The sequence below is a fragment of the Burkholderia sp. L-4 genome (assembly GCF_056856535.1).
In genome coordinates, this window is the sequence record NZ_JBXEOX010000002.1 from 2,990,792 (window position 1) to 3,013,750 (window position 22,959).

At 64.9% G+C, this 22,959-nt stretch carries 21 protein-coding genes; 11 read left to right on the top strand and 10 right to left on the bottom strand.

What is annotated here, in order from left to right; translation table 11 throughout:
* Window positions 1-128: 128 nt before the first annotated feature.
* Entirely contained in the window at window positions 129-788 is a 660-nt protein-coding gene (locus AC1VVG_RS30335) for a YdcF family protein (RefSeq protein ID WP_034189332.1), read from the bottom strand.
* 230 nt (window positions 789-1,018) lie between these two features.
* Entirely contained in the window at window positions 1,019-2,053 is a 1,035-nt protein-coding gene (gene mreB, locus AC1VVG_RS30340; RefSeq protein WP_034189331.1) for a rod shape-determining protein, read from the bottom strand.
* 270 nt (window positions 2,054-2,323) lie between these two features.
* Between mreB and AC1VVG_RS30345 the strand changes: the two genes are divergently transcribed.
* Window positions 2,324-4,732: a patatin-like phospholipase family protein gene (locus tag AC1VVG_RS30345; protein WP_034189330.1), complete on the top strand. Its 2,409-nt coding sequence runs from the start codon at window positions 2,324-2,326 to the stop codon at window positions 4,730-4,732.
* Between the two features lie 18 nt (window positions 4,733-4,750).
* On the opposite strand, the gene AC1VVG_RS30350 is transcribed toward AC1VVG_RS30345, so the two are convergent.
* Window positions 4,751-5,881 carry an ATP-binding protein gene (locus tag AC1VVG_RS30350; RefSeq protein ID WP_034189329.1) on the bottom strand — a complete coding sequence of 377 codons (1,131 nt, stop codon included), beginning with the start codon at window positions 5,879-5,881 and terminating at the stop codon, window positions 4,751-4,753.
* Window positions 5,882-5,945: 64 nt separating this feature from the next.
* Window positions 5,946-6,656, bottom strand: coding sequence for a response regulator (locus AC1VVG_RS30355; RefSeq protein WP_034189512.1), 711 nt, complete (start codon window positions 6,654-6,656; stop codon window positions 5,946-5,948).
* A 333-nt stretch (window positions 6,657-6,989) separates the two neighbouring features.
* Here AC1VVG_RS30355 and AC1VVG_RS30360 point away from each other — a divergent pair, with 333 nt between their 5' ends.
* The 3 genes from AC1VVG_RS30360 to AC1VVG_RS30370 all read left to right on the top strand — a co-directional run bounded on the left by AC1VVG_RS30360 (window position 6,990) and on the right by AC1VVG_RS30370 (window position 10,531).
* Window positions 6,990-7,406 (top strand): DUF6538 domain-containing protein, encoded by a 417-nt coding sequence (locus AC1VVG_RS30360; RefSeq protein WP_482837161.1) that lies wholly within the window; start codon window positions 6,990-6,992, stop codon window positions 7,404-7,406.
* A 1,600-nt stretch (window positions 7,407-9,006) separates the two neighbouring features.
* Window positions 9,007-9,921, top strand: coding sequence for a glutaminase (locus tag AC1VVG_RS30365; protein WP_049028318.1), 915 nt, complete (start codon window positions 9,007-9,009; stop codon window positions 9,919-9,921).
* 211 nt (window positions 9,922-10,132) lie between these two features.
* Entirely contained in the window at window positions 10,133-10,531 is a 399-nt protein-coding gene (locus AC1VVG_RS30370; protein WP_473375567.1) for a hypothetical protein, read from the top strand.
* A 431-nt stretch (window positions 10,532-10,962) separates the two neighbouring features.
* Here the strand turns inward: AC1VVG_RS30370 and AC1VVG_RS30375 are convergent, their stop codons facing one another.
* On the bottom strand, window positions 10,963-11,748 hold the full coding sequence (locus AC1VVG_RS30375; RefSeq protein ID WP_124669672.1) for an IclR family transcriptional regulator: 786 nt from the start codon (window positions 11,746-11,748) through the stop codon (window positions 10,963-10,965).
* Between the two features lie 188 nt (window positions 11,749-11,936).
* Here AC1VVG_RS30375 and AC1VVG_RS30380 point away from each other — a divergent pair, with 188 nt between their 5' ends.
* Together AC1VVG_RS30380 and AC1VVG_RS30385 are read left to right on the top strand one after the other, a co-directional pair.
* The gene (locus AC1VVG_RS30380; protein WP_034189326.1) at window positions 11,937-13,220 is read left to right on the top strand and encodes an MFS transporter; all 1,284 of its coding nucleotides are present in this window, start codon (window positions 11,937-11,939) and stop codon (window positions 13,218-13,220) included.
* Between the two features lie 4 nt (window positions 13,221-13,224).
* Window positions 13,225-13,671 carry a type II 3-dehydroquinate dehydratase gene (locus tag AC1VVG_RS30385; RefSeq protein ID WP_049028320.1) on the top strand — a complete coding sequence of 149 codons (447 nt, stop codon included), beginning with the start codon at window positions 13,225-13,227 and terminating at the stop codon, window positions 13,669-13,671.
* A 328-nt stretch (window positions 13,672-13,999) separates the two neighbouring features.
* Here the strand turns inward: AC1VVG_RS30385 and AC1VVG_RS30390 are convergent, their stop codons facing one another.
* Entirely contained in the window at window positions 14,000-14,242 is a 243-nt protein-coding gene (locus AC1VVG_RS30390; RefSeq protein ID WP_482837164.1) for a hypothetical protein, read from the bottom strand.
* A 153-nt stretch (window positions 14,243-14,395) separates the two neighbouring features.
* A complete protein-coding gene (locus tag AC1VVG_RS30395; RefSeq protein ID WP_034189323.1) occupies window positions 14,396-15,313 on the bottom strand; it encodes a LysR family transcriptional regulator in 918 nt (305 codons plus the stop codon).
* Between the two features lie 113 nt (window positions 15,314-15,426).
* Between AC1VVG_RS30395 and AC1VVG_RS30400 the strand changes: the two genes are divergently transcribed.
* From AC1VVG_RS30400 to AC1VVG_RS30415, 4 genes are all read left to right on the top strand, one after another.
* The gene (locus AC1VVG_RS30400) at window positions 15,427-16,299 is read left to right on the top strand and encodes an alpha/beta fold hydrolase (RefSeq protein WP_482837166.1); all 873 of its coding nucleotides are present in this window, start codon (window positions 15,427-15,429) and stop codon (window positions 16,297-16,299) included.
* Window positions 16,300-16,382: 83 nt separating this feature from the next.
* Window positions 16,383-17,174: an MBL fold metallo-hydrolase gene (locus AC1VVG_RS30405; RefSeq protein ID WP_156444739.1), complete on the top strand. Its 792-nt coding sequence runs from the start codon at window positions 16,383-16,385 to the stop codon at window positions 17,172-17,174.
* 75 nt (window positions 17,175-17,249) lie between these two features.
* Window positions 17,250-18,266, top strand: coding sequence for a carbon-nitrogen hydrolase family protein (locus AC1VVG_RS30410; protein ID WP_034189322.1), 1,017 nt, complete (start codon window positions 17,250-17,252; stop codon window positions 18,264-18,266).
* A 289-nt stretch (window positions 18,267-18,555) separates the two neighbouring features.
* Window positions 18,556-19,185 carry a cysteine hydrolase family protein gene (locus AC1VVG_RS30415; RefSeq protein ID WP_482837167.1) on the top strand — a complete coding sequence of 210 codons (630 nt, stop codon included), beginning with the start codon at window positions 18,556-18,558 and terminating at the stop codon, window positions 19,183-19,185.
* Between the two features lie 164 nt (window positions 19,186-19,349).
* On the opposite strand, the gene AC1VVG_RS30420 is transcribed toward AC1VVG_RS30415, so the two are convergent.
* Window positions 19,350-20,081: a ribonuclease T2 gene (locus AC1VVG_RS30420; protein WP_034189320.1), complete on the bottom strand. Its 732-nt coding sequence runs from the start codon at window positions 20,079-20,081 to the stop codon at window positions 19,350-19,352.
* 230 nt (window positions 20,082-20,311) lie between these two features.
* Here AC1VVG_RS30420 and AC1VVG_RS30425 point away from each other — a divergent pair, with 230 nt between their 5' ends.
* Window positions 20,312-20,701, top strand: a complete 390-nt coding sequence (locus AC1VVG_RS30425) for an OsmC family protein (protein WP_059556839.1) — start codon at window positions 20,312-20,314, stop codon at window positions 20,699-20,701.
* Between the two features lie 83 nt (window positions 20,702-20,784).
* On the opposite strand, the gene AC1VVG_RS30430 is transcribed toward AC1VVG_RS30425, so the two are convergent.
* Complete coding sequence (locus AC1VVG_RS30430) at window positions 20,785-21,363, bottom strand: hypothetical protein (protein ID WP_034189318.1); 579 nt, start codon at window positions 21,361-21,363, stop codon at window positions 20,785-20,787.
* Between the two features lie 94 nt (window positions 21,364-21,457).
* Window positions 21,458-22,861, bottom strand: coding sequence for an HdeD family acid-resistance protein (locus tag AC1VVG_RS30435; RefSeq protein WP_482837169.1), 1,404 nt, complete (start codon window positions 22,859-22,861; stop codon window positions 21,458-21,460).
* Window positions 22,862-22,959 lie beyond the last annotated feature (98 nt).

Below are 22,959 nucleotides of genomic sequence, written 5' to 3' on the forward strand. Positions count from 1 at the left end.
CAATGCGAATCGTTATCGCTTGCCACGCGGCGAATACATCCCGTGCCGGGGGGAGAGAAAAGGACAGGAAAACCGGAAGAAAAAACGAAACCGCGTGCACCCGAAGCGTTCGCCCCGCGGCGCGCGCGTTACGAAAACAGGCTCATCAGATAAAGCATCGGCCGGAACGACCGCGGCTGCGCGTCGGGATTCGCCCACAGCCGCACCGCATACATCGCGTAAGCCGGCACCTCGCGCCAGCTCGAATAGACATCGCGCCACTGGAAGCGATGCGGATACGCGGCGGAGATGTTCGCGCGCGCGATGCCGACGCGCTCGAACGCGAGCCTCGCCCGCGCGAGGTGATAGTACTGGCTGACGATCAGCACGCGCGACACGTGGTGCGCCTGCATGTAAGCGAGCGTGTGTTGCGCGGTCGCGAGCGTGTTGTCGCCCTGGTCGTCGACGGCGATCCGGTCGGCCGGCACGCCGCGCGCGACGAGATAGTCGCGCATGGCCGTCGCCTCGTTCAGCCCGGGACCGTCGATCGCGCCGCTGACCAGGAACGCCGGGCACTGCCCCGCGCGGTAACAGCGCACGCCGACATCGAGCCGGGCCGCGAGCACGGGCTTCGGCGCGCCCGTCTCGTCGAGTGCGTTGCCGAAGATCACGGCGACATCGGCCGGTTCGCCCGGCATGCGCATCCCGTACGCGACGATCGCAATGGCCGCCGCGCCCCAGAGGCACGCAAACACGGCCAGCAGGCGGCCCGCTCGTGCCGCAAGGCTCCGTCTGGTTCGATATTTCAAGGTGGTCGGTCTCTCGGGTCGTCAGGTGTATCGGCCGTTTCGGACAGCCCGGCCCTGGATGGGCGCAACGCGCCGGCACGACACGCTCGCGCATGGCCGCACGGCGAACCGATGCCGGACGATCAGCGGCCGGTCGGCACGATGATCGGCGATACGCGCCGGCAACAGGGAGATCGAAAGAATGTGACGGTCCGCACCGCGCAACGATGCCCGGGCGCCCCTGGCCCGGCTCAATCGACCGGACACATCGACAGCCGCCCCATCGCCTCGCCGGCGCCGCGCACCGCGCAGGTGGCCGGTTCGTCGGCAATCCGCGCGACCAGCCCCGTCTCGTCGTACAGCAGGCGTTCGAGGTCGGCGAGCAACGCGCCGCCGCCCGTCAGCACCACGCCGCGATGGGCAATGTCGGTCACGAGTTCGGCCGGCGCGTTTTCCAGCACCGACTTCACCGCGCCGATCACCTGCTTGAGCGGCGCGGCCAGCGCGTCCGCGACGTCATGGTTGGACAGCTCGACCGAGCGCGGCAGGCCGTCGCCGATGCCGCGCCCGACCGCGCGCGTCGACGTGCGCGGCACCGCGCTGGTGGCCGAGCCGATCGTCTTCTTCACGTGCTCGGCCGTCTGCTCGCCGAGCAGCACGCCATACAGGTTACGGACATGATTGACGATCGCCGCGTCGAATTGGCTGCCGCCCACGCGGATCGCCTCGCGGTAGACGATGCCGCCGAGCGCGATCACCGCGACTTCGGTCGTCCCGCCGCCGATGTCGATGACCATCGAGCCGACCGGCTCGGTGACCGGCAGGCCGGCGCCGAGCCCGGCCGCGAGCGACTCCTCGATCAGTTCGACGTCCGATACGCCGGCCGCGAACGCGGCTTCGCGGATCGCGCGGCGCTCGACGGCCGTCGCGTCGGACGGCACGCACAGCGTGACCTCGACACGGCGGCCGAAGCGCGACCGGGTGCGCGACATGTCGATGAAGCTGCGGATCATCTGTTCGGCCGCGTGCGCGTCGGCGATCACGCCATGGCGCATCGGCCGCACGGCTTCGAGATGCCCCGGTTCGCGGCCGAGCAGCGCCTTCGCGAGTTCGCCGACGGCCTCGAGCGTCGGCCGCGCGTCGGTCGCGCCGCCCTTGCGGAAGCAGACGACCGACGGCTGGTTCAGCACCACGCCGCGCTCGTGCGTATAAATCCGCGTACTCGCCGTTCCAGGGTCGATCGCAACGGGTTGCGCAAACAACTTTCCGAACAGCGGTGTCGACATATCAAACCTTTGTGAGCGAACGGGCCGGGACAGCCGCGCCGCATTGTCGCGGCGCGTGCGTGCCGCCCCATCACGAGCTTAGCGGCAAATCGTTCCGATACTTTAGGCAATTCCGATGATTTTTTCGCGGCGAATTTGCCGAAAATGACACTTCGCGGGCATCGGACTCCGAAACGGCCGCTCGCGTTGCGCCTGTAAAACACGGTAATCTCTCGGTCTTGCCTGCTCCCGGCAGGCCTCAGACGCCCGATCACGCCAGGTATTTCCACCATGACAGCGACCGTTTCCTCCCGCTGGGCGCGGGTGCGCCCGCTCTGCACGACGCTCGTCGCCTTCTGGTGCTGCACGGTCGCCGCGCAGCCGCTGCCGGCCACCGAACCCGCCGCCGCCCCGACCGTTACCGCTGCCGCGGGCGCACCGGCGGCGCTGCCCGCCGCGCCCGCTACGCCCGCGAACGCCTGCACGGCCGACGGCGGCCCGGCCGGCCGCCCGTCGGTCGGCCTCGTGCTGTCCGGCGGCGGCGCGCGCGGCTACGCGCACCTCGGCGTGCTCAAGGTGCTGGAAGACAACCGGATCCCGATCGACTGCATCGCGGGCACCAGTATGGGCGCCGTGGTCGGCGGCCTGTATGCGAGCGGGATGGCGGCCGGCGAGATGCAGAAGCGGCTGTCGGAGGTCAACCTCGCGGACATCGCGTTCGACGTGACGGACCGCGCGGACCTGCCGCAAACCAGCCGGGAAGACGAACGGCTGTACATCAACGGGCTGACGCTCGGCTTCGGCAAGAAAGGCGTGAAGGCGCCGGTCGGCCTCGTGCAGGGCAACCGGCTGCAGGCGCTGCTCGCGAACTGGACGGCCGCCGTGCCGACCAACCAGCCGTTCGACCGCCTGCCGATCCCGTACCGCGCGGTCGCCACCGACCTGCAGACGGGCCAGATGGTCGTGCTCGACCACGGCTCGCTGCCGCTCGCGATCCGCGCGAGCATGGCGATGCCGGGTCTGTTCGCACCGGCCGAGATCAACGGGCGCGCGCTCGTGGACGGCGGGCTCGTCAGCAACCTGCCCGTCGACACCGCGCGGCAGATGGGTGCGAACGTCGTGATCGCCGTCGACATCGGCTCGCAACTGCGCCCGCTCGACGCGCTTGCGTCGCCCGCCGACGTGATGCAGCAGATGGTGGGCATCCTGATCCGCCAGAACGTGACCGCGCAGCGCAAGCAGCTCGACACGCACGACGTGCTGCTCACGCCCGATCTCGGCGGGCTCGCGTTTACCGATTTCCAGAACGCGAAGCAGGCGATCGCCGCCGGCGCGGCCGCCGCGACCGCCGCGCTGCCGAAACTGCGGCGTTTCGCGCTCACGCCGGAGCAGTACGCCGCCTACCGGTCCGCGCACGCACAGCCGCTGCCGCCGCCGATCCGGATCACGCGCATCGACATCCAGACCAGCGGCGGCGTGCCGAAGCGGGTCGTCAGCAACGCGCTGCACGTGAAGCCCGGCGACACCTACGATCCGCAGACCGTCAGCCAGGACCTGCTCGGCCTCACGACGGGCGGCAATTTCGAGAGCGTCACGCAGCAGATCGTGAGCCACGGCGACGACAACGTGCTCGAGATCAACGCGCGCGAGAAGTACTGGGGGCCGAATTTCCTGCTGTTCGGGCTCGGCATGTCGAGCAGTTCGACCGACGAGGGCGGCTTCCGCCTGCACGTCGGCTACCGGCGGCCGTGGCTCACCGAATCGGGGCTGGAATTCCGCGCCGATACGACGATCGGCAGCGACCTGCAGTCGGCGCGCGTCGAATTCCGCCAGCCGCTGTCGATGGCGTACGGCGTCTACCTGTCGCCGTACGCGGAGTATCAGCGCCGCTACGCGAACCTGTACGACGACACCGGCGACGTGAAGATCACGCAGTACCTGATGCAGACGGCGCGCGCCGGGATCGATTTCGGCCTGCCGATCGCGCGGCTCGGCGATTTCCGGATCGGCATCGGTTACGTGACCGGGCACGGCTCGCCGACCTACAACCTGCCGTTCGACGACGGCAGCGGCCAGAACCTGCTGTGGCCGAGCTTCACGTCCCAGGCGCTGACCGCGCGCGCGCGGTTCGTCATCGATCAGCTCGACGATCCGATGTTCCCCCGCAAGGGCTACTTCGGCGAACTGCGCGTCGAACGCTCGCTGGTGTCGCGCAACGGCCGCTCGGCATCGGCATTCGACGACGGGATCAACAACGCGCCGTACACCGAGATCTACGGCAAGGCGATGATCGCGCAGCAGTTCGGGCGGCACAGCGTCAGCGCGACGATCGAGGGCGGCAAGAGCATCGGCGGCACCAACCTGATCAACGCGTTCAACTTCACGCTCGGCGGCTTCCAGCACCTGTCCGCGTATGCGGCCGACCAGCTGAACGGCAACGAGCTCGCGTACGGTCAGATCACCTACATGAACCAGTTGATGACGTTCAACGCGTCGCCGATCAAGGCGCTGTCGGTCGGCGCCAGCGCGGAAGTCGGCAACGTCTGGTCGAGCGGCCAGCAGATCGGCGGCGGTGCGCTCAAGCAGAGCTATACGTTCTTCACGAGCCTGTCGACCGCGTTCGGGCCCGTCTATATCGGCGTGGCGCTCGCCCCCGGCGGCCGCCGCAACTTCTACCTGCAGCTCGGCCGCACATACTGAGCGCGCGGCGGCGTATCGCTAGACCGGCCAGCTGATCTCGAAGCGCGCGCCGCCGAGCTCGACCGGATCGACGACCGCGATCCGGCCGTTGTGCGCGTGGAGCACCTGCCGCGTGATCGACAGGCCGAGCCCGTAGCCGCCCGTGCGGCGATCGAGGCGCACGAACGCGTCGAAGATCCGTTCGCGCTCGCTCTCCGGCACGCCGGGGCCGTCGTCCTCGACGAAGATCCCGATGTTGCCGTGCACGAGCGAGAGGCCGACGACGATATGCGATTTCGCGTACTTGCTCGCGTTGCGCAGCAGGTTGCGCATCGCGTACGACATCAGCCGCCGGTCCATCTTCACGCGCAGATCCGACGCGATCGCGATGCGCGCCTCGATCGCGCGCTCCGGATACAGCAGTTGCGCGTCGTGGATCTGGTGTTCGAACCACGCGACCGGCGCGGTCATCTCGAGGTTCGACTGCAGCGAACTGTATTCGAGCCGCGCGAACGTCAGGCTCATGTCGATCAATTCCTCGAGCTCGGTCACGTCCTGCGCGATGCTCTCGAGCGCGCCCTGGTATTCCGCCGCCGAAGCCGGTTCGCGCAGCATTTCGAGCGCGAAACGCACGCGCGCGAGCGGCGTGCGCAGCTCGTGCGAAATGCCGTTCGTCAGATCGCGCTGCGCGGCGATCAGGCGCTCCATGCGCATCGCGAGCGCATTCAGCGTGCGGGCGAGCGGGCCGATGATCACGCTGTGCGATTCGCGCGCGCGCGTGTTGAACCGCCCGCCCGTGAAGTCGATCGCGCGTTCGCGCACCATCACGAGATCCGACCACACCGGCCGCATCCACCGGTACGCCGCCAGGGCGGGCGCCGCGAACACGAACGCGAGCACGATATAGATGTCGCCGGGCAGCGCGTCGAACGCATGCCACACGACCTGCGGCGACAATTCGACGCACAGCGCGAGCGCCGGCACGAGCGCGGTCAGCAGGACGAGGCCGAGCAGATGCAGATAGGTGCGCACGTAGAGGCGCGACCAGCTCGGAATGCGGTCGGCGCGCGTGTCGGTCCATGCGCGGCGGAAATGCAGCCAGCGCCATTTGACGTAGCGCAGCGTCGGCAGCGGCGGTGCATCGGGGTGCGAACGGGTTCGTCGGATCATCGCGGCTCCCGGCCTGCGGGCGCAATGCCCGCGCGGAACGTGACGGCGTCGCGCGCTGGCGGCGTCATTCCCACGCGTGCTTGCTGAATTGATAACCCTTGCTGCGGATCGTCTTGATCCGCTGCGGGTTGCTCGCGTCGTCGCGCAGCTTGCGGCGCAGCTTCGAGATGCGCCCGTCGATCGTGCGGTCGAGGCCGTCGAATTCGACGCCGCGCAGCTGCAGCATCAGGTCGTCGCGGCTGACGACTTCGCCCGCATGGCACACCAGCGCCCACAGCAGGTCGAACTCGGCCGACGTCAGGTCGGGCGTGCTGCCGTCGGGCAGCACGACAGTGCGGTCGGTACGGTCGATCGAGAACTTGCCGAACGCGTAACGCTCCGGCTGCGGCGCGGTGCCTTCGGCCGCGCGCACGGGTGCGCGGCGCAACTGGGCCTTGATCCGCGCGAGCAGGATGCGCGGCTCGACGGGCTTGTGCACGTAGTCGTCCGCGCCGAATTCGAGGCCGAGCAGCTCGTCGAACGGCTCGTCGCGCGCCGTCACCATGATGATCACGCCGTCGTATTGCTTGCGCGCCTCGCGGCAGATTTCGAAGCCGTCCTTGCCCGGCAGGTTCACGTCGAGGATCACGAGATCGGGACGAATGGACAGGATCGCCGGCACCGCGGCGTCGCCATGCAGCACAGTGTCGACCTCGTAGTCGTTCTTGCGCAGGTAGCCGGCGATCAGCGTGGACAGGCGGGTGTCGTCTTCGACGAGCAGGATACGAAAAGACATGGGCAGCGGTCGGATCATCAGGGAAGCCGCGGCGGCGCCGGCCGGTGCCGGACGCCGGCCATCGGCCGAAACGTACCGCATGATACTGCGACCGCCGCTTGCCCGTTTGGCGGTCTTGAAAATAAGGGCGCGATGTCGGTTGCGCTTGACGAATCGGCGCCGGGACGGTTCCATACGGGCTCGCCGGAATCCGGGACATGCCTCTACCCGCCTGACTTGATGAATTACCAGCCGATTCCGGTTACACTCATCTGCAGACCAACGCCGACGGGAAACCCACGCCAGTAAAGCATCCCGCGGATTCTGACTGTCACACATGGGTGTACCACACGCATGTCAACTCACCTGTTCAAACGGGGTAACCGCTACTACTTCCGCCGTCGTGTTCCGCTCGACCTCGTTCAGCGTCTAGGGAAGAAGGAATACACAATCTCGCTTAATACTTCGGATCGCTCGGTATCCGCCATGCGTTGCGAACGTAGTCCACGGCACAGGCGGGACAAGCATCGGTCGCCGTTCCGCGAAGTCCACCGCGAGACCATCGCCCGCTACCTCGTCCATGAATCGCGCCGTGAGGTGGAACGTGTTCGGCTTGCGCGTGCGACTCATCATCTTGGCTTCGCCGGTTCGCTCCTCCAGCCAACCAGTAGCCGCGCAGAAATGATCCAGCAGAAGCAATGCGGCCCGCTCGTAGCCAAGTTCGCCGTACTCCGGCGCACCGCCTGTCAGATTGCGGAGGCGGCCCGCTAAGGCTCCGGCGAGAGTCTGCGCACTCAGCGGTCTATCCGGGTCTGCCATCCGGCCCAGCATGCCGCAAATCGCGTCCCATGTTGCGGCCGCCTGGGCGGGGACATCGACGGCGTTGAGGGGGTTGTACTTCCCACCCTTGTGTTCGATCTTGGAGACCTTGCGTTTGGTCTGTTTCGCTGTCTCCAGCGCGGAGCGGAACGCATTCAGTCCCGCGTAGAGCGCTTCCCGATTCGTCAGCCCCGCATCGTCAGTCGTGCGGCGGCTACTTTTCGCTTCTCGGCAAAGCTGTTTGATGATTACCCCGGCGTGACCTTGATGTTGTAGCTGCTCAACATGGCGGCGGGCATAGGGACGGACCTCGGGAATCTCGGTAAGGGATACAGCTACGGCCTTCTCACGAAGGCTTTGGTACTCAGCAATCGAGTGCATCAACTCCTTATAGGCATGACAAAGCCTCCACCCAAACTACAGGCGGAGGCAAAGCGCTACCCTCGGGTTGAACACCCGAAAGAACCGCGAGTTTATATTGACGCCTTAGACCACAGTGCTAGACTGCGGTTATCCTACAAACTTGTTTATAGGATACAAAGGCGCTCTACGGATGGCTGTGGATCAGTGCCATCAAGGCGTAAGTCACAGCGAGAACAACGTAGAGGGTTGCTGGATCGGGTCTCATATGAGTCCTTTGAAGTGGTGGGGCGAGCTACACAGGTTCCTAGGCCGGCGGTAGCTCGCCCCATTTGTTTAGCAAGGCAGAATTACCCTGCTGAACATAATCGTAACGCGCCTCAAAGCGGAGTCCAACAAGATTCTTGTTCACTTTCACCGTGACAACGCCCAGACACCGCGCCCGTTCAGGCAATAGACTTTTATCGGTGTGTTGCGGGAACCTGAGGAAGAAAACAAACAGCGTTCCCGTGTGAACGTTTGCGAGCCTTGTTCAGCAAGCCTTTGCCTAATCCGCACCCTCCACCTTTCTTCGTTATTTCCGTCGCGTAGATTGCTGCCCAGCAGTTCGACCTTGAGGCCACTCGACAACTATCACTCGTTCTCAGAGCGCTCCTCGGAAGTCGCCCATCACCTTGACTTTGTCCTTGTAGCGCTCGCTGCGGCATCAAATTGATGCTTTCGCCGATCGTGAACACGTCGAACAAGTTCAACTGCTAAGTGAACTCGTAATAATCGCCTTCAAGCTCCGGAACCAGCCGATTCACATCCGACTGTGGGAGATAGTCCCGTGCCTCGATGACTCGCTGTGCGGCCCGTTCCGGGTTGTGCGTCTCAAGAGCGCACGCGGCCAGATCGTAGAACGCGTTGTAGGCCGCTTGATTGATGCAGGCTTGAATTACGCTCAAGCCGGGACTGCCTCTGCGTTGTGTTGAAGCTGTGCGCGGAACAGTGCGTTTACCGCGATGTGCCATTCGTGACGAAAGCCCGATTCCGGGTCGTGCGTCTCCGCGCGTGGAAGGCTGGTACGATCACGCCGATAAATTAGCGACCGCGCGTGATTCCACTGTCACACAAGCATGCACCGTGCGTAGCAGTGTGACAGGGGGAGAATCCGCGCAACCAATTGATTTTTAATCACTTTATTTTCATCTTGAATTACCAGCCGATCCTCGAACGCATCCATACCGAACTCGCCCCCTGGATTGGCCAGGGACGGGTTGCCGACTACATTCCCGAACTCGCGAAAGTGCCTGCCGACAAGTTCGGGATGGCTGTCGTGACACTCGACGGAAACGTTTACACGGTCGGCGACGCGCACGAGCGTTTCTCGATCCAGAGCATTTCGAAGCTGTTCGCGTGCACGCTCGCGTTCCAGTTGCTCGGCGACGAACTGTGGGAACGGGTCGGCCGCGAGCCGTCCGGCAACGCGTTCAATTCGCTGGTGCAGCTCGAAAGCGAGCGCGGCAAGCCGCGCAATCCGTTCATCAACGCGGGGGCGCTGGTCGTCACCGACGTGCTGTGCCGCCGCTTCGTCAAGGCCGAAACGGCGCTGGTCGAATTCGTGCGGCGGACGATCGGCGCGAACGACATCAACTACGATTCGCGCGTTGCGCTGTCGGAGTTGCAGCACGCGGAGCGCAACCGCGCGATGGCGCATTTCATGGCGAGCTTCGGCAACATGCAGATGCCGCCCGATACGGTGATCGACGCGTATTGCCGCCAGTGCGCGATCACGATGAACTGCGTCGAGCTTGCCAGCGCCGCGCTGTTCCTTGCGAACGGCGGCGTCGCGCCGGTGACGGGCGAGCGGATCGTCGATCCGAGTTCCGCGAAACGGCTGTCGGCGTTGATGCTGACCTGCGGCACTTACGACGCGGCCGGCGATTTCGTGTATCGGGTCGGGTTGCCGGCGAAGAGTGGTGTCGGCGGGGGGATCGTCGCGGTGCTGCCGGGTGAAATGGCCGTGTGCGTGTGGGCGCCGGGGCTGGATGCGAACGGGAACTCGCTGGCGGGGACCAGGGCTCTTGAATGGTTGACGACCTATTCGGGGCGCTCGATCTTTTGAAGCGTCGAAGTCAAGCGTGCCTCATGTGGCGCGACGGCGGCAGATTCATATCGGCGTGCGCAGAGCGCTCAATGGGGAATTCGGCCATCGGTAGCAATCGACCCATAACAGACCGTTGAACTTGCCGATAGCAGCCGCTCACCCTCACACTTACAGCATCGGACATTTGGTCCCATCGATAGTTTGTCGTTCTTATGGGCGGTCAGTCCCTATGAATAGAAAAATCGTCAACGAGATAATTAGGCTCGGTGGAGATCCAACCGACGAGGTTTGGCGCTGGCTGGCGACACGTGGGCCGCACGGAAACTCATTCACTTGGGGACAGACTCGACGAGAGCCGCCGGGCTATGTGGGCGTGGATCACTTGCGGAGAATTGTTGAAGAATTCTCGCAAACCATCCCGGATTTCAGCGAGAGAGCTTGCGCTGTAGTGCGGACGGCGTTGGCATCCGAGCAGCCCGATTTGGTCAGGCGCGCCATTCAAATTGCGGCGGTAATCAGCTGCCCAAGCGAAATGCACATGATCCGGCAACTTGTGGTTAGCCCACACGGCGAAGTCGCCGCTGACGCCAAAGCCTGTATTTTTTATCTTACGAAGGTTAAGGCTTAACAGCGCCCGTCTACCGTTCCGGTCGAAGAAAGTTGCCTGTCTGCGGTGACTATCGACAGTCGGCAACTGTCTAGCGAAGGCAGAAACTGGCCAAACTCGGTCGTCGAAGGCAGCACGGCACTCGCCCGTCCGTCGGTACCGATGGAATCACATGCGAGTTTATATATTCGTAGCGCAGGGACGCTGGCGCTGGAGTGGCTGACGACTTATACGGGAAGGTCGATTTTTTGAGGGGGCGGAGTCAGGCGTGCGTCACCCGGCGCAACGGCGGCAGATGAGTATCGGCCGCGATCGCCCCGCTTCAGCCGGTCGCGAAGTCGGGCATTCGGTGCTTGCGAACAGCGCGCGCCGGCCATCCACGCCGATGTATCGGAGAAGCCGGTTCGAAGCGCATGGTGTGGGCCGGCGCAGAGCGCCGGGCTCGCTCCGGATCACCCCTTGCCCAGAGGGGGCCGCCCTGGAAAGCCGGCCATGTTGCTCAACTGGGCGAGTTCATTGGCGGCCTCGCGCAGCAATTCCGAATACACGTGAATCTTTTCCGCCGTCAGCCGCTTGCGCGGACCGGCCAGGCTGATGACGCCGACGCAACGCGAGCCGCTGACCACGGGTGTCGCGACCGCCGCCATTCCCGGCGCAAAGACCTCATCGATCATCGCGTAGCCGCGCACGCGCGCGGCGTGCAGGAAACCGAGCAGCGCCTTGAGCGTGGTCGGCGCGTTGGGGCCGAACTCGTTCGGCTCACCAAAGCCCTGCTTCAGGACGAGCGCAGCCGCCTGTTCGTCGGACATCGTCATGAGCCATGCGTGTCCGGTCGATGTACATGAGAGCCGTGCCGCCTGCCCCATGTCGGGATCGTAACGAAAACCGGTGCGCTGGCCATCCGCTTTTCCCACCCAGATGATCGTCTCACCGTCCACCAGCGACAGGCGCGCCAGTTCGCCGGTGCGCGCGGCGACGCGTTCGATGATCGGCTGGGCAATATCCGCGATGCCGGTCAGGCTCAGGAACTCCAGGCCGTTCGACGTCATGCGCATGGTCAGGATGTAGCGGCTGTGATCGGCCAATTGCCGCACGTAACCACTGTCGACCAGTTCCGCGAGAACGCGATGGCACGAACTGCGCGGCATTCCCAGCGCATCCGCGATCTCGACAAGCCCCGCGCCCTCGCCTTGCGACGCGAGGAAATCGAGCACTCTCAGGCCGTTCTTGAGCGACATCGTTCGTCGACATTCCGCGATATGAAATGCAGTTCCGGTGCGGAACGCACCGCTTCCGCAGCGCAAACAATAGCACCTGTTGGTCGCGAGAAACGCGGTTACACCATACCGATAATCCAGGAGACACCATGTCAGATATCGCTGACCCGAACATCGCCGCAGGCGAAGGGTCCCCAGAGGCTCACTTGATGGCCCGTCGCGCGGTGGCGGGCGCCACCGTCGGCACGGCGCTGGAATGGTTCGACTTCGCGTTGTACGGTGTGGTCGCGGCCACGATCTTTCCGAAGCTGTTCTTCCCGTCGCTCGATCCGACCGCGTCGCTGCTCGCATCGCTGGCGAGCTTCTGGGCGGGACTCGCCGCCCGTCCGCTCGGCGCGGTGATCTGCGGCATGCTCGGCGACCGCTGGGGGCGGCGCAACCTGATGCTGGTCACGGTTTCGGTGATGGGCGCGTCGTCGTTCCTGATGGGCCTGCTGCCCACGTATCAGCAAGTCGGCATTCTTGCGCCAACCTTGCTGGTTTCGCTGCGCATCATTCAGGGGTTCGCGCTCGGCGGCGAATCGACGGGCGCGCAACTGATGGCGGTCGAACACGCATCCGCGAAAAAGCGCGGGCTGTACTCGGGCCTGCTCGGCATCTGCTCGCCGCTCAGCCAGATCCTCGCCAACTTCGCCCTCTTCGCGCTGTCCGGCCTGCTTTCGGCCCAGGACTTCGAATCGTACGGATGGAGAATTCCGTTCCTCGCGAGCTTCGTGCTCGTGCTGCTGGGCATCTATATCCGCATGAAGGTCAGCGAGACGCCGGCATTCGAGGCGCTCAGGAAAAAGGGCGAAGGCGCACGCGCCGCCAATCCGCTCGGCATCGTCTTCAGGTTTCACTGGCGCACCGCGCTGCGTCTGACGCTGTTCTTCTGCGGTCCGGCGGCGCTCTTCTACCTGATCGTGGTCTTCTCGCTCAGCTATCTCACGAAGAACCTCGGCGTGCCCAAGCAGACTGGCTTCATGCTGCTGATGGTGGCGAACGTCTGCGCCATCGCGGGCGCGCTGGCGGGCGGCTACCTGAGCGACAGGATCGGACGTAAAGGCGCGCTGCTGATCGGCTCGTTCTGCACGCTGGTCTGCTGCCTGATCTACTTCCCGATCCTCAATCAGCACTCGGTCGCGACGACGATGGCCGTGATGGGCGCCTTCCTCGGCTTCACGCAGTTCCAGAGCGGCATCCAGCCGGTGTGGTTCGCCGAATCCTTCCCGACGGAAGCGCGCTATACCGGCTCCGCGCTGTCCTACTCGGGCGCCAACCTGCTCACCGGCGGGCCGATGCCGATCGTCGCCGTGGCGTTGCTCAACGCCTTTCATGGTTCGCCTTGGGCCATCGTCGCGGTCTGCGGCTCGCTGAACCTGCTTTCCTTCCTCATGATCGCGACGTCGCGGGAAACCAAAGACACGGCCCTCGAACGTAGCGCTACACACTGACGCCATGACTCGCAAACTCTACATCCTCAACGGCTCCAACCTGAACATGCTCGGCGCGCGCGAGCCGCACCTCTACGGCCATACGACGCTCAAGGACATCGAACGGAACTGCCTCGCGCTGGCCGCGGATCTCAAGTTCGATTGCGTGTTCCGCCAGACCAACAGCGAGAGCCAGTTGATCGACTGGATTCAGGAAGCCTTCCTGCAGGACGCCGCGCTCATCATCAACCCGGCCGGTTTCTCGTTCGGGCGCATTCCGGTGCTCGATGCCGTCAAGCTGGTTCGCCGGCCGGTGGTGGAAGTGCATATCACGAACATTCACCGGCGCTCCGAGGAATACCGTCATTCGACAATCTCGGTGGCCGCTACCGCCGTCATCTGCGGGGCTGGCGCGAACGGCTACTTGCTGTCGATCCGTGCGGTGGACGATCTTTGGAGCAATCAAAGTTGACCCTGATGCCCGCTCGGAGCGCTTTCGGCAAGATCTGCGCGCTGAACATCTGCTGGGTTTCAGGTTGGAACAGCCGTTCGGGAGAGGGCTTCATGGCTCGGACGAGCGGCCGAACCGGGTCTGACGGCTTGCCCAGTCGTCCAATCCGTTGCAATAGCGAAGAGCCCCGGCGAATCCGCAGGCTGCTGGTTCTTTTGAAGCGATCGATCAATACACCGAATTAGGCGTTTACGCTCGCAGAGCACAAACGCCTTTCCCGGCCGATTCCCTTAAACGGCATCAGAATCACCGGAATTCCGAGTCCCGGAATTGGCCGACGAAGCAACAGTCAGCAAGCTGCCAGCGATTTCGCGTAATCCTGCCCCTCGTGGCTCAAATCCCGCGCGACGTCGGACAAAACGCCATGGCGCTCGATCGTAGAGAAGCCGGCGTCGAGCCGGGCACGATACAGCGCGAGCATCTCCTCGATCGTGGCCCGATCGGCGTCCAACAGTTCCGCACGCTCAAAAATGTGCGTGAACGCGACCGACAAGCGCCGCATAACGAACGTCGCGTGATAGATCGCAAGCATGTCGCGGTCGTCCCGGCGTAGCGGAGACGCATACTTTACTTCGGGGCTGTCGGCCGTGGCCGACCCTGAACAGCCCGGCGCAGACGAAACTATAGGAACGGCTTCCCGGGAGCACGCAGTCACGCCGGTAACGCATGACCATCCGCCGCTCTTTCAGAGCTTCGCCATTCGATCCCAAGGGGGGTCATCACCAAACGCTTCCGTGAGGTAATCGACAAAGCGGCGCACTTTAAGCGGTATGCGTCGCGCGCTCGGATAAACGGCCTGGATCGCCAACTCAGTGGCACGGTAGGCCGGCAGCAACGGCACAAGTTCGCCCCGACGCAGGTGCTCGCCGAATACGAAGGTTGGACCGTACGCGATGCCGGCGCCGGCGAGTGCGGCGGCGAGAAGCATTTGCGTGTTGTTGGCGGCGATCCGGCAAGGTCCGTCGATGACATACGCGCGGTTTCTCGCATCGAACAAGGTCCAGTCACCGGCCGACACGGCCTCGCTGAAGGCGAGGCGTGGTGCCCGCAGCAAGTCGCCAGGCTTGCGTGGCATCCCATGCCGCTCGAGGTACGCGGGTGACGCGCACACGACCATTCGACACGGCGCAAGCCGGCGTGTGACGAGTTCCGGCTCCCGCAGCCGCCCGATCCGGATCGCCACGTCAACGCCCGCATCGATGAGGTCGACATAACGGTCTCCGAGAAGCACGTCCACGTTCACTTGCGGATGGTCCTCTACATAACGGGCAAGAACGTCGCCCAAATGCATCGCGCCGAACGTGACGGGCGCCGCGACGCGCAAAACGCCGCGCGCCGTACCTTGCGAATCGCTCGCTTCCCGGTTCGCATCGTCGAACGCTTCGAGGATCTGCTTGCATCGCTCATAGTAGGCCTGGCCAGTATCGGTCAAACTCAGGCGGCGCGTGGTTCGTTGGAGCAACCGCGCATTCAGTTCGGACTCGATTGCGCTCACGTGCTTGCCGGCCATCGCCGCCGATAGCCCGAACCGCCGCGCCGCAGCAGCAAAGCTGCCCTCCTCCACTGCGGCGACGAACACCCCGAGACTCGTCAGTCGATCCATTGCGCCTCCTCAATTCGATAACACCATTATCGACTGCCGCTACTGATGCAGCAATTATCAAATACAAGGCAGGGATCTAACCTCGACACAACTCATGAAGACGGGGCATCCCAATGGAAATCGAAACGAACGGCACGCGGATTCACATCAAACAGTGCGGCAGCGGGGATTTGGCGCTCGTGTTCCTGCATTACTACGGCGGCTCGTCGCGAACCTGGGACCGGGTGGCAAACCAGTTGTCCGACCGGTATCGCATCATTGCCACCGATCATCGAGGCTGGGGCGAATCCGAAGCACCCGCAGACGGCTACCGTATCGCCGATCTTGCTGCCGATGCCGAGGGCGTCATCGAATCGCTGGGATTGCCGCGCTATGTTCTCGTCGGTCACTCGATGGGCGGCAAGGTTGCGCAACTCATCGCATCACGGCGGCCGCGAGGGCTCGAAGGCCTCGTGCTCGTTGCACCGTCGCCGCCGTCGCCGATGCTTGTCTCCGACGAGCAACGCGCAACCTTGGCTGCCGCCTATCTGTCGCGCGAATCGGTCGAATTCGTCATCGACCAGGTGCTGACCGCGAAGCCGCTGGACGCCGACTGCCGCGAGCAAGTCATAGAGGACAGTCTGAAGGCCGCGCCGCAAGCGAAGGCGGCATGGCCGAACGTGGCCATGGGCGAAGACATCACCGCCCCAGTGGCGTTGATCGACGCCCCGACACTGGTCATTGCCGGAGAGCTGGACCAGGTGGATCGCGTCGCCACGCTGCAGGCCGAACTGCTGCCCCGAATTCCACAGGCCGCGATGTACATCCTGCCTGGAACCGGACACCTGTCGCCGCTTGAAGCGCCGGCCGAGGTGGCGCGGGTCATTGCCCATTTCGTCGCGGCGCTCGAAGACAAGTCCACCGCGTGCGGCGCACCCGACCAGGTCGCAGCTGCTTTTGACGCTGCGGTGAACGCGGACGATTTCGATGGCCGGACTCGACTCTGAACGTGACGCTACCGGATGGCCCGCGGCACGTGGAATTCGTCAGCGCGACGCGGCGCCGTCAACTGCTCCGAAGGAAAAACATCTTGACTACCCCGTCAATCGTTACGGTCCCGATCCTGCCGTTTGGCATGGTCCATTGCCACCTGATCATCGGTGAAACGGGCTGCGTCCTCGTCGACACCGGCACGCCGGGGTCGCAAGGGAAGATCGAGCGTGCCTTGAAAAAACATGGTCGCGGTTTTCGCGATGTCACCTTGATTGTCGTCACGCATGCTCATACCGATCATGCCGGATCAGCTGCCCGACTGCGTGAACTCACGGGTGCACCGATCCTTGCCCATGCGGGAGATCTGGACTACTACGAGCGGCGCGAGGAAATGACATACTGCGTCGCCCATTGGTGGGGCCCCCTCTTCTTGAGCTCCGGCGTGCCTCGTGAGCCCTACCTGCCCTTCACGCCCGACATCCTGCTGCAGGACAGCGCAAGTTTCGATCTGAGCGGCCATGGAATTGACGGTCTGGCCAGGCATACCCCTGGCCACACGGCGGGCTCTGTCTCGGTTGAACTGAGCAGTGGCGACGCATTGGTCGGCGATCTGCTCGCATCGGGCGTCTTGCTCGGGGGAATCATCCGCAAGACCCACGCCATGCGCCCTCCCTTCGAGGACGACCCGAAAGCTGTCAGCGCGGAACTGATCGGCATGGTCGACGCGGGAATGCAACGCTTCTACATGGGGCACGGCGGTCCGCTGACCGCCAAGGAAGTGCGCCGACATGCTCACTCACTGCAAGTCCTTGGACCCGGACGCAGATACGGCATGAAGGCGATCGGGTGCGGCTGTTCCCGGCGCAAGCTCACGCAAATCGCCGACTAGGACTCTCGACTTCTCGAGCACCCCTTCGCAAACATCGGAAGTTGCCCGGACCACGAAACCTTCAAGCGATTCACCATGCCCCTCACTCATCCGCAATACAAGGTCGCCGTTGTTCAGGCAGCCCCGATCTGGCTCAACCTCGAAGCCGGCATCGACAAGACCATTGCCCTTATCCGAGAGGCGGCAGCGAACGGCGCAAAGCTCGTCGCCTTCCCGGAGACCTGGCTGCCTGGCTATCCGTGGCATATCTGGATGGGGGCGCATGCTTGGCAGGTAAGCCGTGGCTTCGTTCAACGATACTTCGACAATTCGCTAAGCTACGACAGCCCGGAGGCCCTACGACTCAGCGCCGCAGTCAGGCAGGCCGGCATCACGGCGGTCATCGGCGTTTCCGAGCGAAGCGGCGGCAGCCTCTACATGGGGCAATGGCTCATTGGCGCCGACGGCGAGACCATCGCCGTTCGCCGCAAGCTGCGCCCCACTCATGTGGAGCGTGCCGTGTTCGGCGAAGGCGATGGATCGGATCTGACCGTGTATCAGATTGAAGGCCTTGGACGTGTGGGCGCGTTGTGCTGCTGGGAGCATTTGCAGCCGCTGTCGAAGTACGCGATGTACGCGCAAAACGAGCAAGTGCACGTTGCGGCATGGCCGAGCTTTTCCAACTATGAGCCGTTTGCTCACGCACTCGGGTGGGAAGTCAACAATGCTGCGAGCAAAATCTATGCGGTCGAGGGATCGTGCTTCGTACTCGCACCCTGCGCTGTCGTAACACAAGCGATGATCGACGACCTGTGCGACACACCGGAGAAGCACGGACTCAACCACGTGGGCGGCGGTCATGCGATCATTTACGGGCCCGACGGGAACGCGCTTGTCTCCAAGCTGCCGGAAGACAGCGAGGGCATTCTGTACGCGGATATCGATCTTGCGGCCATCGTCATTTCGAAGAGCGCCGCCGATCCCGCCGGGCATTATTCCCGCCCCGACGTTACTCGCCTGATGATCAATCGAACCCGTATGAGACGGGTTGAAGCGATCACGCTACCGGTCGACAGCTCCGAGACTGGAACGGTGGCGGGCCAGGAAAACTGAGGCGTCGAACACGATATCATCGCGCGAGTGTCGATGCCCCCTGCTCGCATGGGCGGAAATTCGCCTGGTGATCCATGGAACAGGAACCTGAGGCTCGCGGCGCTACGTCTCTTCATGGGCGAACCCGGTCATCGCAGGCACCACGGCTGCCCGCCCGCACGATGGGCGCCGGGACGGCATGCCGGGTTATCTTGCCGGAGTCCCGGCACGTTGGCGTTGTACGGGTTGGCGACTCGCACGATACGATCGATTTTCTGACACCCCCAGCGGTTACTGGAGAACATCAAGCATGCATCCGGACAACGCACCAGCAATCGTCACGACAGCCTGCACGAACGCCGACGCCTCCGCATCGATTCCCACGATCGTGCCGTCTCGCACAGCACTGCTTGTCATGCATTACCAGACCGACATCCTCGGCCTCTTTCCGTCGGTCGCGCCCGAGCTGCTCGCCAACACGCGCCGGTTGTGCGACGCGGCGCGGGCTGCCGGCGTCGGCGTCTGGTTCGCGAATCTCCGCTTCCGCCCCGGCTATCCGGAAGTCAGCCCGCTCAACAAGAACGGCCAGGGCATCAAGCAGCTTGGCCTGTTCATCAACGACGACGTCTGCCCGGAATTGGGCCGGCAGGCCGACGAACCGCTGATCGTCGCGCACCGCGCCAGCGTGTTCTTCGGCACGGATCTGCAGGCTCGGCTGGCCGCGCGAGGAATCGACTCGCTGATCCTGGTCGGCATCGCGTCGACCGGCGTGATGCTGTCCTCGATCGCCCATGCGAGCGACGCGGATTTCCGCCTCTATACCGTCAAGGACTGCTGCTACGACCCGGACCCGGTGGTTCACGAGCATCTGTTCGCCACCGCGTTCGAATCGCGCACGACGGTGCTGTCGCTCGCCGACGCGTTGCACCTGCTCGCGTAACAAACCGGCGCCTCACCGGGAACCGCCCGCCGCAGGCCGGCTCACCGGGCCGTTCCGATCCCCGCCAGAATGAGGTCGATGCCGACCGGAAATTGCGCGCGCGCTGCGCCGCGCCGTGACCGGCGGCGACGTGCGCGATCCCGCCCGCGCCGCGCCGTGCCCCGTTACCTGGCGATAAACACGCCCGACGTCGGGCACGTGCCCTGCGTGTTGCCGTCGGTCACGAGCGACGCCGCGCTCGGGAACTGCGCGGCCGCATTCGTCTTGACCGCGATCCAGGCTTCCGTGAAGTAGCTCACGCCGTTCGTCTTCGTGCACTTCAGCGACACCGCGCTGCGCGTGTTGCTGCCGAACGCGCCCTCGAACGCCGACAGCAGCTGGTTACGCGTCACCGTCTTGCCCGCGTTCGCCTGCAGGAAGGCGTTGAACGACGTGTTGCCGAGCCGGCTGATCATGCCCGACGCCTGGTTCCAGTACGCGTCGGGCGTCGCCGAGTTCGAGCAGGTGCCGTGCTTGAACCATTCGTGCTTGTCGAGACACGAAGCAACGCCCGGCATGTACGTCGACAGCGTGTTGCGGGTCGCGCTGCTGATCGGATAGGCGTCCATGCTGCACCACTGGTGCGCGTTGTCGAGGTCGATGTCGTTCTGCGGCACGCCGCAGTAGAACGGCTGGTTGCCGTCATAGCGGTTCGGCCAGAGCCCATGCAGCGACAGGCTCGTCGCCGCATACGAGCCGGCGAGGTTCGTGCATTCCGGCGTATCGTGCGACGCGCAGAAGCCGGGCTCCCACGAGGCGGCGAGCAACAGGTAGTCGTAGCTGGTCTGCGCGGCGGCGTGCAGTGAAACGGAAGCGACGGCGAGGGCGGCAGCGGCGCGGGCGAGCGTCTTGAGCATGGCGTGTTTCCTCGGAAAAGGCATGCGGTCGCGGGATGCGCCGCAAGGTTGTCGAATGTCTGCCCACGATTGTTGCTGTCGCAACGTGGCACGAATGTGAAGGTGGACGAAAGAACTCGCGGGTCGCCGCCCACCCTGTTACAAGAGGTACCGGTACCACCCGTTGCCTTCCGCCACGGGCGGCACCCGCGTACCCTGTCGCCACCCTCACCCTGCTATGGAGCATCGCGATGGTAACCGCCACACGGTTCGGCAAGCCCTATTGCGTCGAGATCGGCAACGGGCGCAGCGTCGTGCGTGCGGACACGCACAAGGAAGGCCAAGGCGGCGACGCAGGCATGCGGCCGCACGAGCTGCTCGAAAGCGCGCTCGCGGCGTGCGTCTGCATGTCGATCGACCTGGCCGCGCAACGCGCAGGCGTGACACTGCCCGCCTGCACGGCGGACGTGACCGTCGACCGCCTCGACCACGAAACGGGTTTCGATATCGCACTGCGCTTCGCGGCGCCGCTGTCGCCCGCACAGCAGACGCTCGTGCGCGACGCGGTGCGGACTTCTCCGGTCGCCCGGACGCTCGGCAAGCCGATACGGGTCAGGCCGGCCACGATCGCAAGCGGTTGACCGTCCCGGCATGCGACGAACGCGGCACTATCGATGCCGGCACATCGACGGCGGCACGGCTCGCACCTGTGGCATCCGGGCGCTCACGACCCAGTGCCGAGCTGCGTGCACGCGCGGGCGGACGCTTCGGGGCCCTCGAGCGCGAGAATCTGCCACACACCGATACTGACGCGCTGGCGCGCGGCCGTCGACGCGTCGGCCAGCAACGCCTCGACACGCGGCGCGGCATCGGGCGCCTTCTGCCGCAGCGCCGCGTGATGCCGCGCGCGGGACGCCGGCTCGGATTCGTACACGTCGCAAAGACGCACCATGCCGGCGAGCCCGGCCACGTCGTCGTCCTTGTCGATCGCGCCGGGTTCGACGGGCGCGAGACCCTTGCGCTCCTCCGGCGGCAGCTTGTTGCGCGCGCCTTCGTCGATCGCCGTGGCGGACGCCGGCGGCAGGCCGCCGATCGCCGCGACGATCCGGCTGCCCGCGGCGATCATGTCGCCCTGGCACGCGATCTTCTCGGCGGCCGCGACGTTCGAGCAGAACGACACCGACGTCCGGTACACGTCGTTGCTCATGCGCGGCACTTCGTCCGAACTCGCCTGCGCGAAACCGGCGCCGGCCAGCACGAGCGCAGCGGGAATCAGGATGCGTAAAGCTCTCGTCTCGTTCATTGTTGTCGTCTGTGGGTCGTGATGGCGGGCACACTCGCCGGGTCGCGCGGTGGCGACCCAAGTGACGCCGGGCCCTCGTCCGGCGCCACGCGTTTCACTTCATCGACGCCGCCTCCGATCGGCCGGGCGACAGCGCCGCGCTGTCCTGCTCGCGCCACGCGCGGCGCGACGCCATGATCGCATTCACCGCCGAGCGCGCGACCTTCCACCACGCGAACGGCCGCGGATCGGCGAGCATGCTGAGCGCGCGCGCATAGTCGAGCGTGAGGCCGGGCGTCCACGCCATCGTCACCGCACGCTTGCGAATCTGCGCGGCCACCCACAGCTCCGGCGTCAGCAGCAGCCGCACGAACGCGCCCCACCCGGCCCGCGTCCCCTTCAGTCGCCACACCGCGCCGTCGAGCGCGGCTTCGAGCGCATTCGATACCGTGCTCGAGCAGTTGCGGTGCGTGAGGTTGTACGTGACGTTCTGCCGATACGACGACCAGAAGGCTTCGAGCTTCGCCGGATCGTAGTTGCGGATGCGTACGCGCACGGTCGACGGGCACCACGCTTTCGACTCCGTCGCATAGTCGGGCTGGAACAGGCCCGGCACGTCGTTCTCGCGCGTCGCGCGCAGGATGCGCGTGAATTCGTCCGGAGAACGATCGATTTCGACGCCCGGGTACAGGCTGATGTAGATGCCTTCGGGCGACTCCAGCGCCGCGTGCCCGGTCGAGATCACGCCGTTGACGTCCACCGCCGCGATGTAGCGGTCGATCACCGGATAACGCTGCGCTTCGGCCTTCGACGTGCCGGTCGGCGTCCACACGTGCACGGTGAGCGCGTGCTCGCCGTCGGCCGGCGGGCCGTCCCATTCGGCTTGCGCGAACCGCGGCTGCTCGCGCGCATCGTCGAGATCGGGTACGAGCGCCGGCGCGGGCGACGTCGCGAACGCGGGATTGCGCGTCAGGCGCCGCACGCGCGCGGCGAGGCTCAGCATGTGCATTCCGCCGAACATCAGCAGCAGGCCGAGGCAGTACGGCACAGTGCCGACGTAATGCGTCGGGTACGGCTGGAAGAAGAAGACCGCCAGCAGGATCTCGACGACGCCCCACGCGAAGGCGACGTTCCAGCGCCGGTAGCGCACCATCCACGCGGACGTGCACTGCAGCAGCCCGTCGACGAGGAACAGCGTGCCGAAGATCATCGACAGCAGGAAGTGGCCGTGGTGATGGCCGGCGAACACGAGCCCCGCGGCCACGACCACCACGATACCCTTCACGTAGCGCAGGATGCGCTGCCCGCCGACGCCGCTGCCGGCCATGGCGAGCGTCGCGAGCCCCTCGATCAGGAACAGCCACGCGAACAGCTCGATCGGGAAATGCAGCGCGCCGTCGAGCGCGTCGACGAAGATCCCGACGCCTGCCGCGACCCACACCCAGCCGAGCACGGTCAGCCCGCGCCAGCGGGTTCGCAGATATTCGATGCCCAGCAGCAGCAATACCAGTCGTACCATCGCGCCCTCGTGTCATTTTTCGGGATACGCGCGGCCTCGCGTGCCCTGTCATGTCGACCACGCGCCGTGCGACGCGGCGGCCGAAAGTCGGTCATCGT

Coding starts and splice junctions, on each gene's coding strand:
- mreB (WP_034189331.1), bottom strand. CDS start 2,053: ATGTCGACACCGCTGTTCGGAAAGTTGTTTGCGCAACCCGTTGCGATC.
- AC1VVG_RS30345 (WP_034189330.1), top strand. CDS start 2,324: ATGACAGCGACCGTTTCCTCCCGCTGGGCGCGGGTGCGCCCGCTCTGC.
- AC1VVG_RS30350 (WP_034189329.1), bottom strand. CDS start 5,881: ATGATCCGACGAACCCGTTCGCACCCCGATGCACCGCCGCTGCCGACG.
- AC1VVG_RS30355 (WP_034189512.1), bottom strand. CDS start 6,656: ATGTCTTTTCGTATCCTGCTCGTCGAAGACGACACCCGCCTGTCCACG.
- AC1VVG_RS30360 (WP_482837161.1), top strand. CDS start 6,990: ATGTCAACTCACCTGTTCAAACGGGGTAACCGCTACTACTTCCGCCGT.
- AC1VVG_RS30370 (WP_473375567.1), top strand. CDS start 10,133: ATGAATAGAAAAATCGTCAACGAGATAATTAGGCTCGGTGGAGATCCA.
- AC1VVG_RS30375 (WP_124669672.1), bottom strand. CDS start 11,748: ATGTCGCTCAAGAACGGCCTGAGAGTGCTCGATTTCCTCGCGTCGCAA.
- AC1VVG_RS30380 (WP_034189326.1), top strand. CDS start 11,937: ATGGCCCGTCGCGCGGTGGCGGGCGCCACCGTCGGCACGGCGCTGGAA.
- AC1VVG_RS30385 (WP_049028320.1), top strand. CDS start 13,225: ATGACTCGCAAACTCTACATCCTCAACGGCTCCAACCTGAACATGCTC.
- AC1VVG_RS30390 (WP_482837164.1), bottom strand. CDS start 14,242: ATGCTTGCGATCTATCACGCGACGTTCGTTATGCGGCGCTTGTCGGTC.
- AC1VVG_RS30395 (WP_034189323.1), bottom strand. CDS start 15,313: ATGGATCGACTGACGAGTCTCGGGGTGTTCGTCGCCGCAGTGGAGGAG.
- AC1VVG_RS30400 (WP_482837166.1), top strand. CDS start 15,427: ATGGAAATCGAAACGAACGGCACGCGGATTCACATCAAACAGTGCGGC.
- AC1VVG_RS30410 (WP_034189322.1), top strand. CDS start 17,250: ATGCCCCTCACTCATCCGCAATACAAGGTCGCCGTTGTTCAGGCAGCC.
- AC1VVG_RS30415 (WP_482837167.1), top strand. CDS start 18,556: ATGCATCCGGACAACGCACCAGCAATCGTCACGACAGCCTGCACGAAC.
- AC1VVG_RS30420 (WP_034189320.1), bottom strand. CDS start 20,081: ATGCTCAAGACGCTCGCCCGCGCCGCTGCCGCCCTCGCCGTCGCTTCC.
- AC1VVG_RS30425 (WP_059556839.1), top strand. CDS start 20,312: ATGGTAACCGCCACACGGTTCGGCAAGCCCTATTGCGTCGAGATCGGC.
- AC1VVG_RS30430 (WP_034189318.1), bottom strand. CDS start 21,363: ATGAACGAGACGAGAGCTTTACGCATCCTGATTCCCGCTGCGCTCGTG.
- AC1VVG_RS30435 (WP_482837169.1), bottom strand. CDS start 22,861: ATGGTACGACTGGTATTGCTGCTGCTGGGCATCGAATATCTGCGAACC.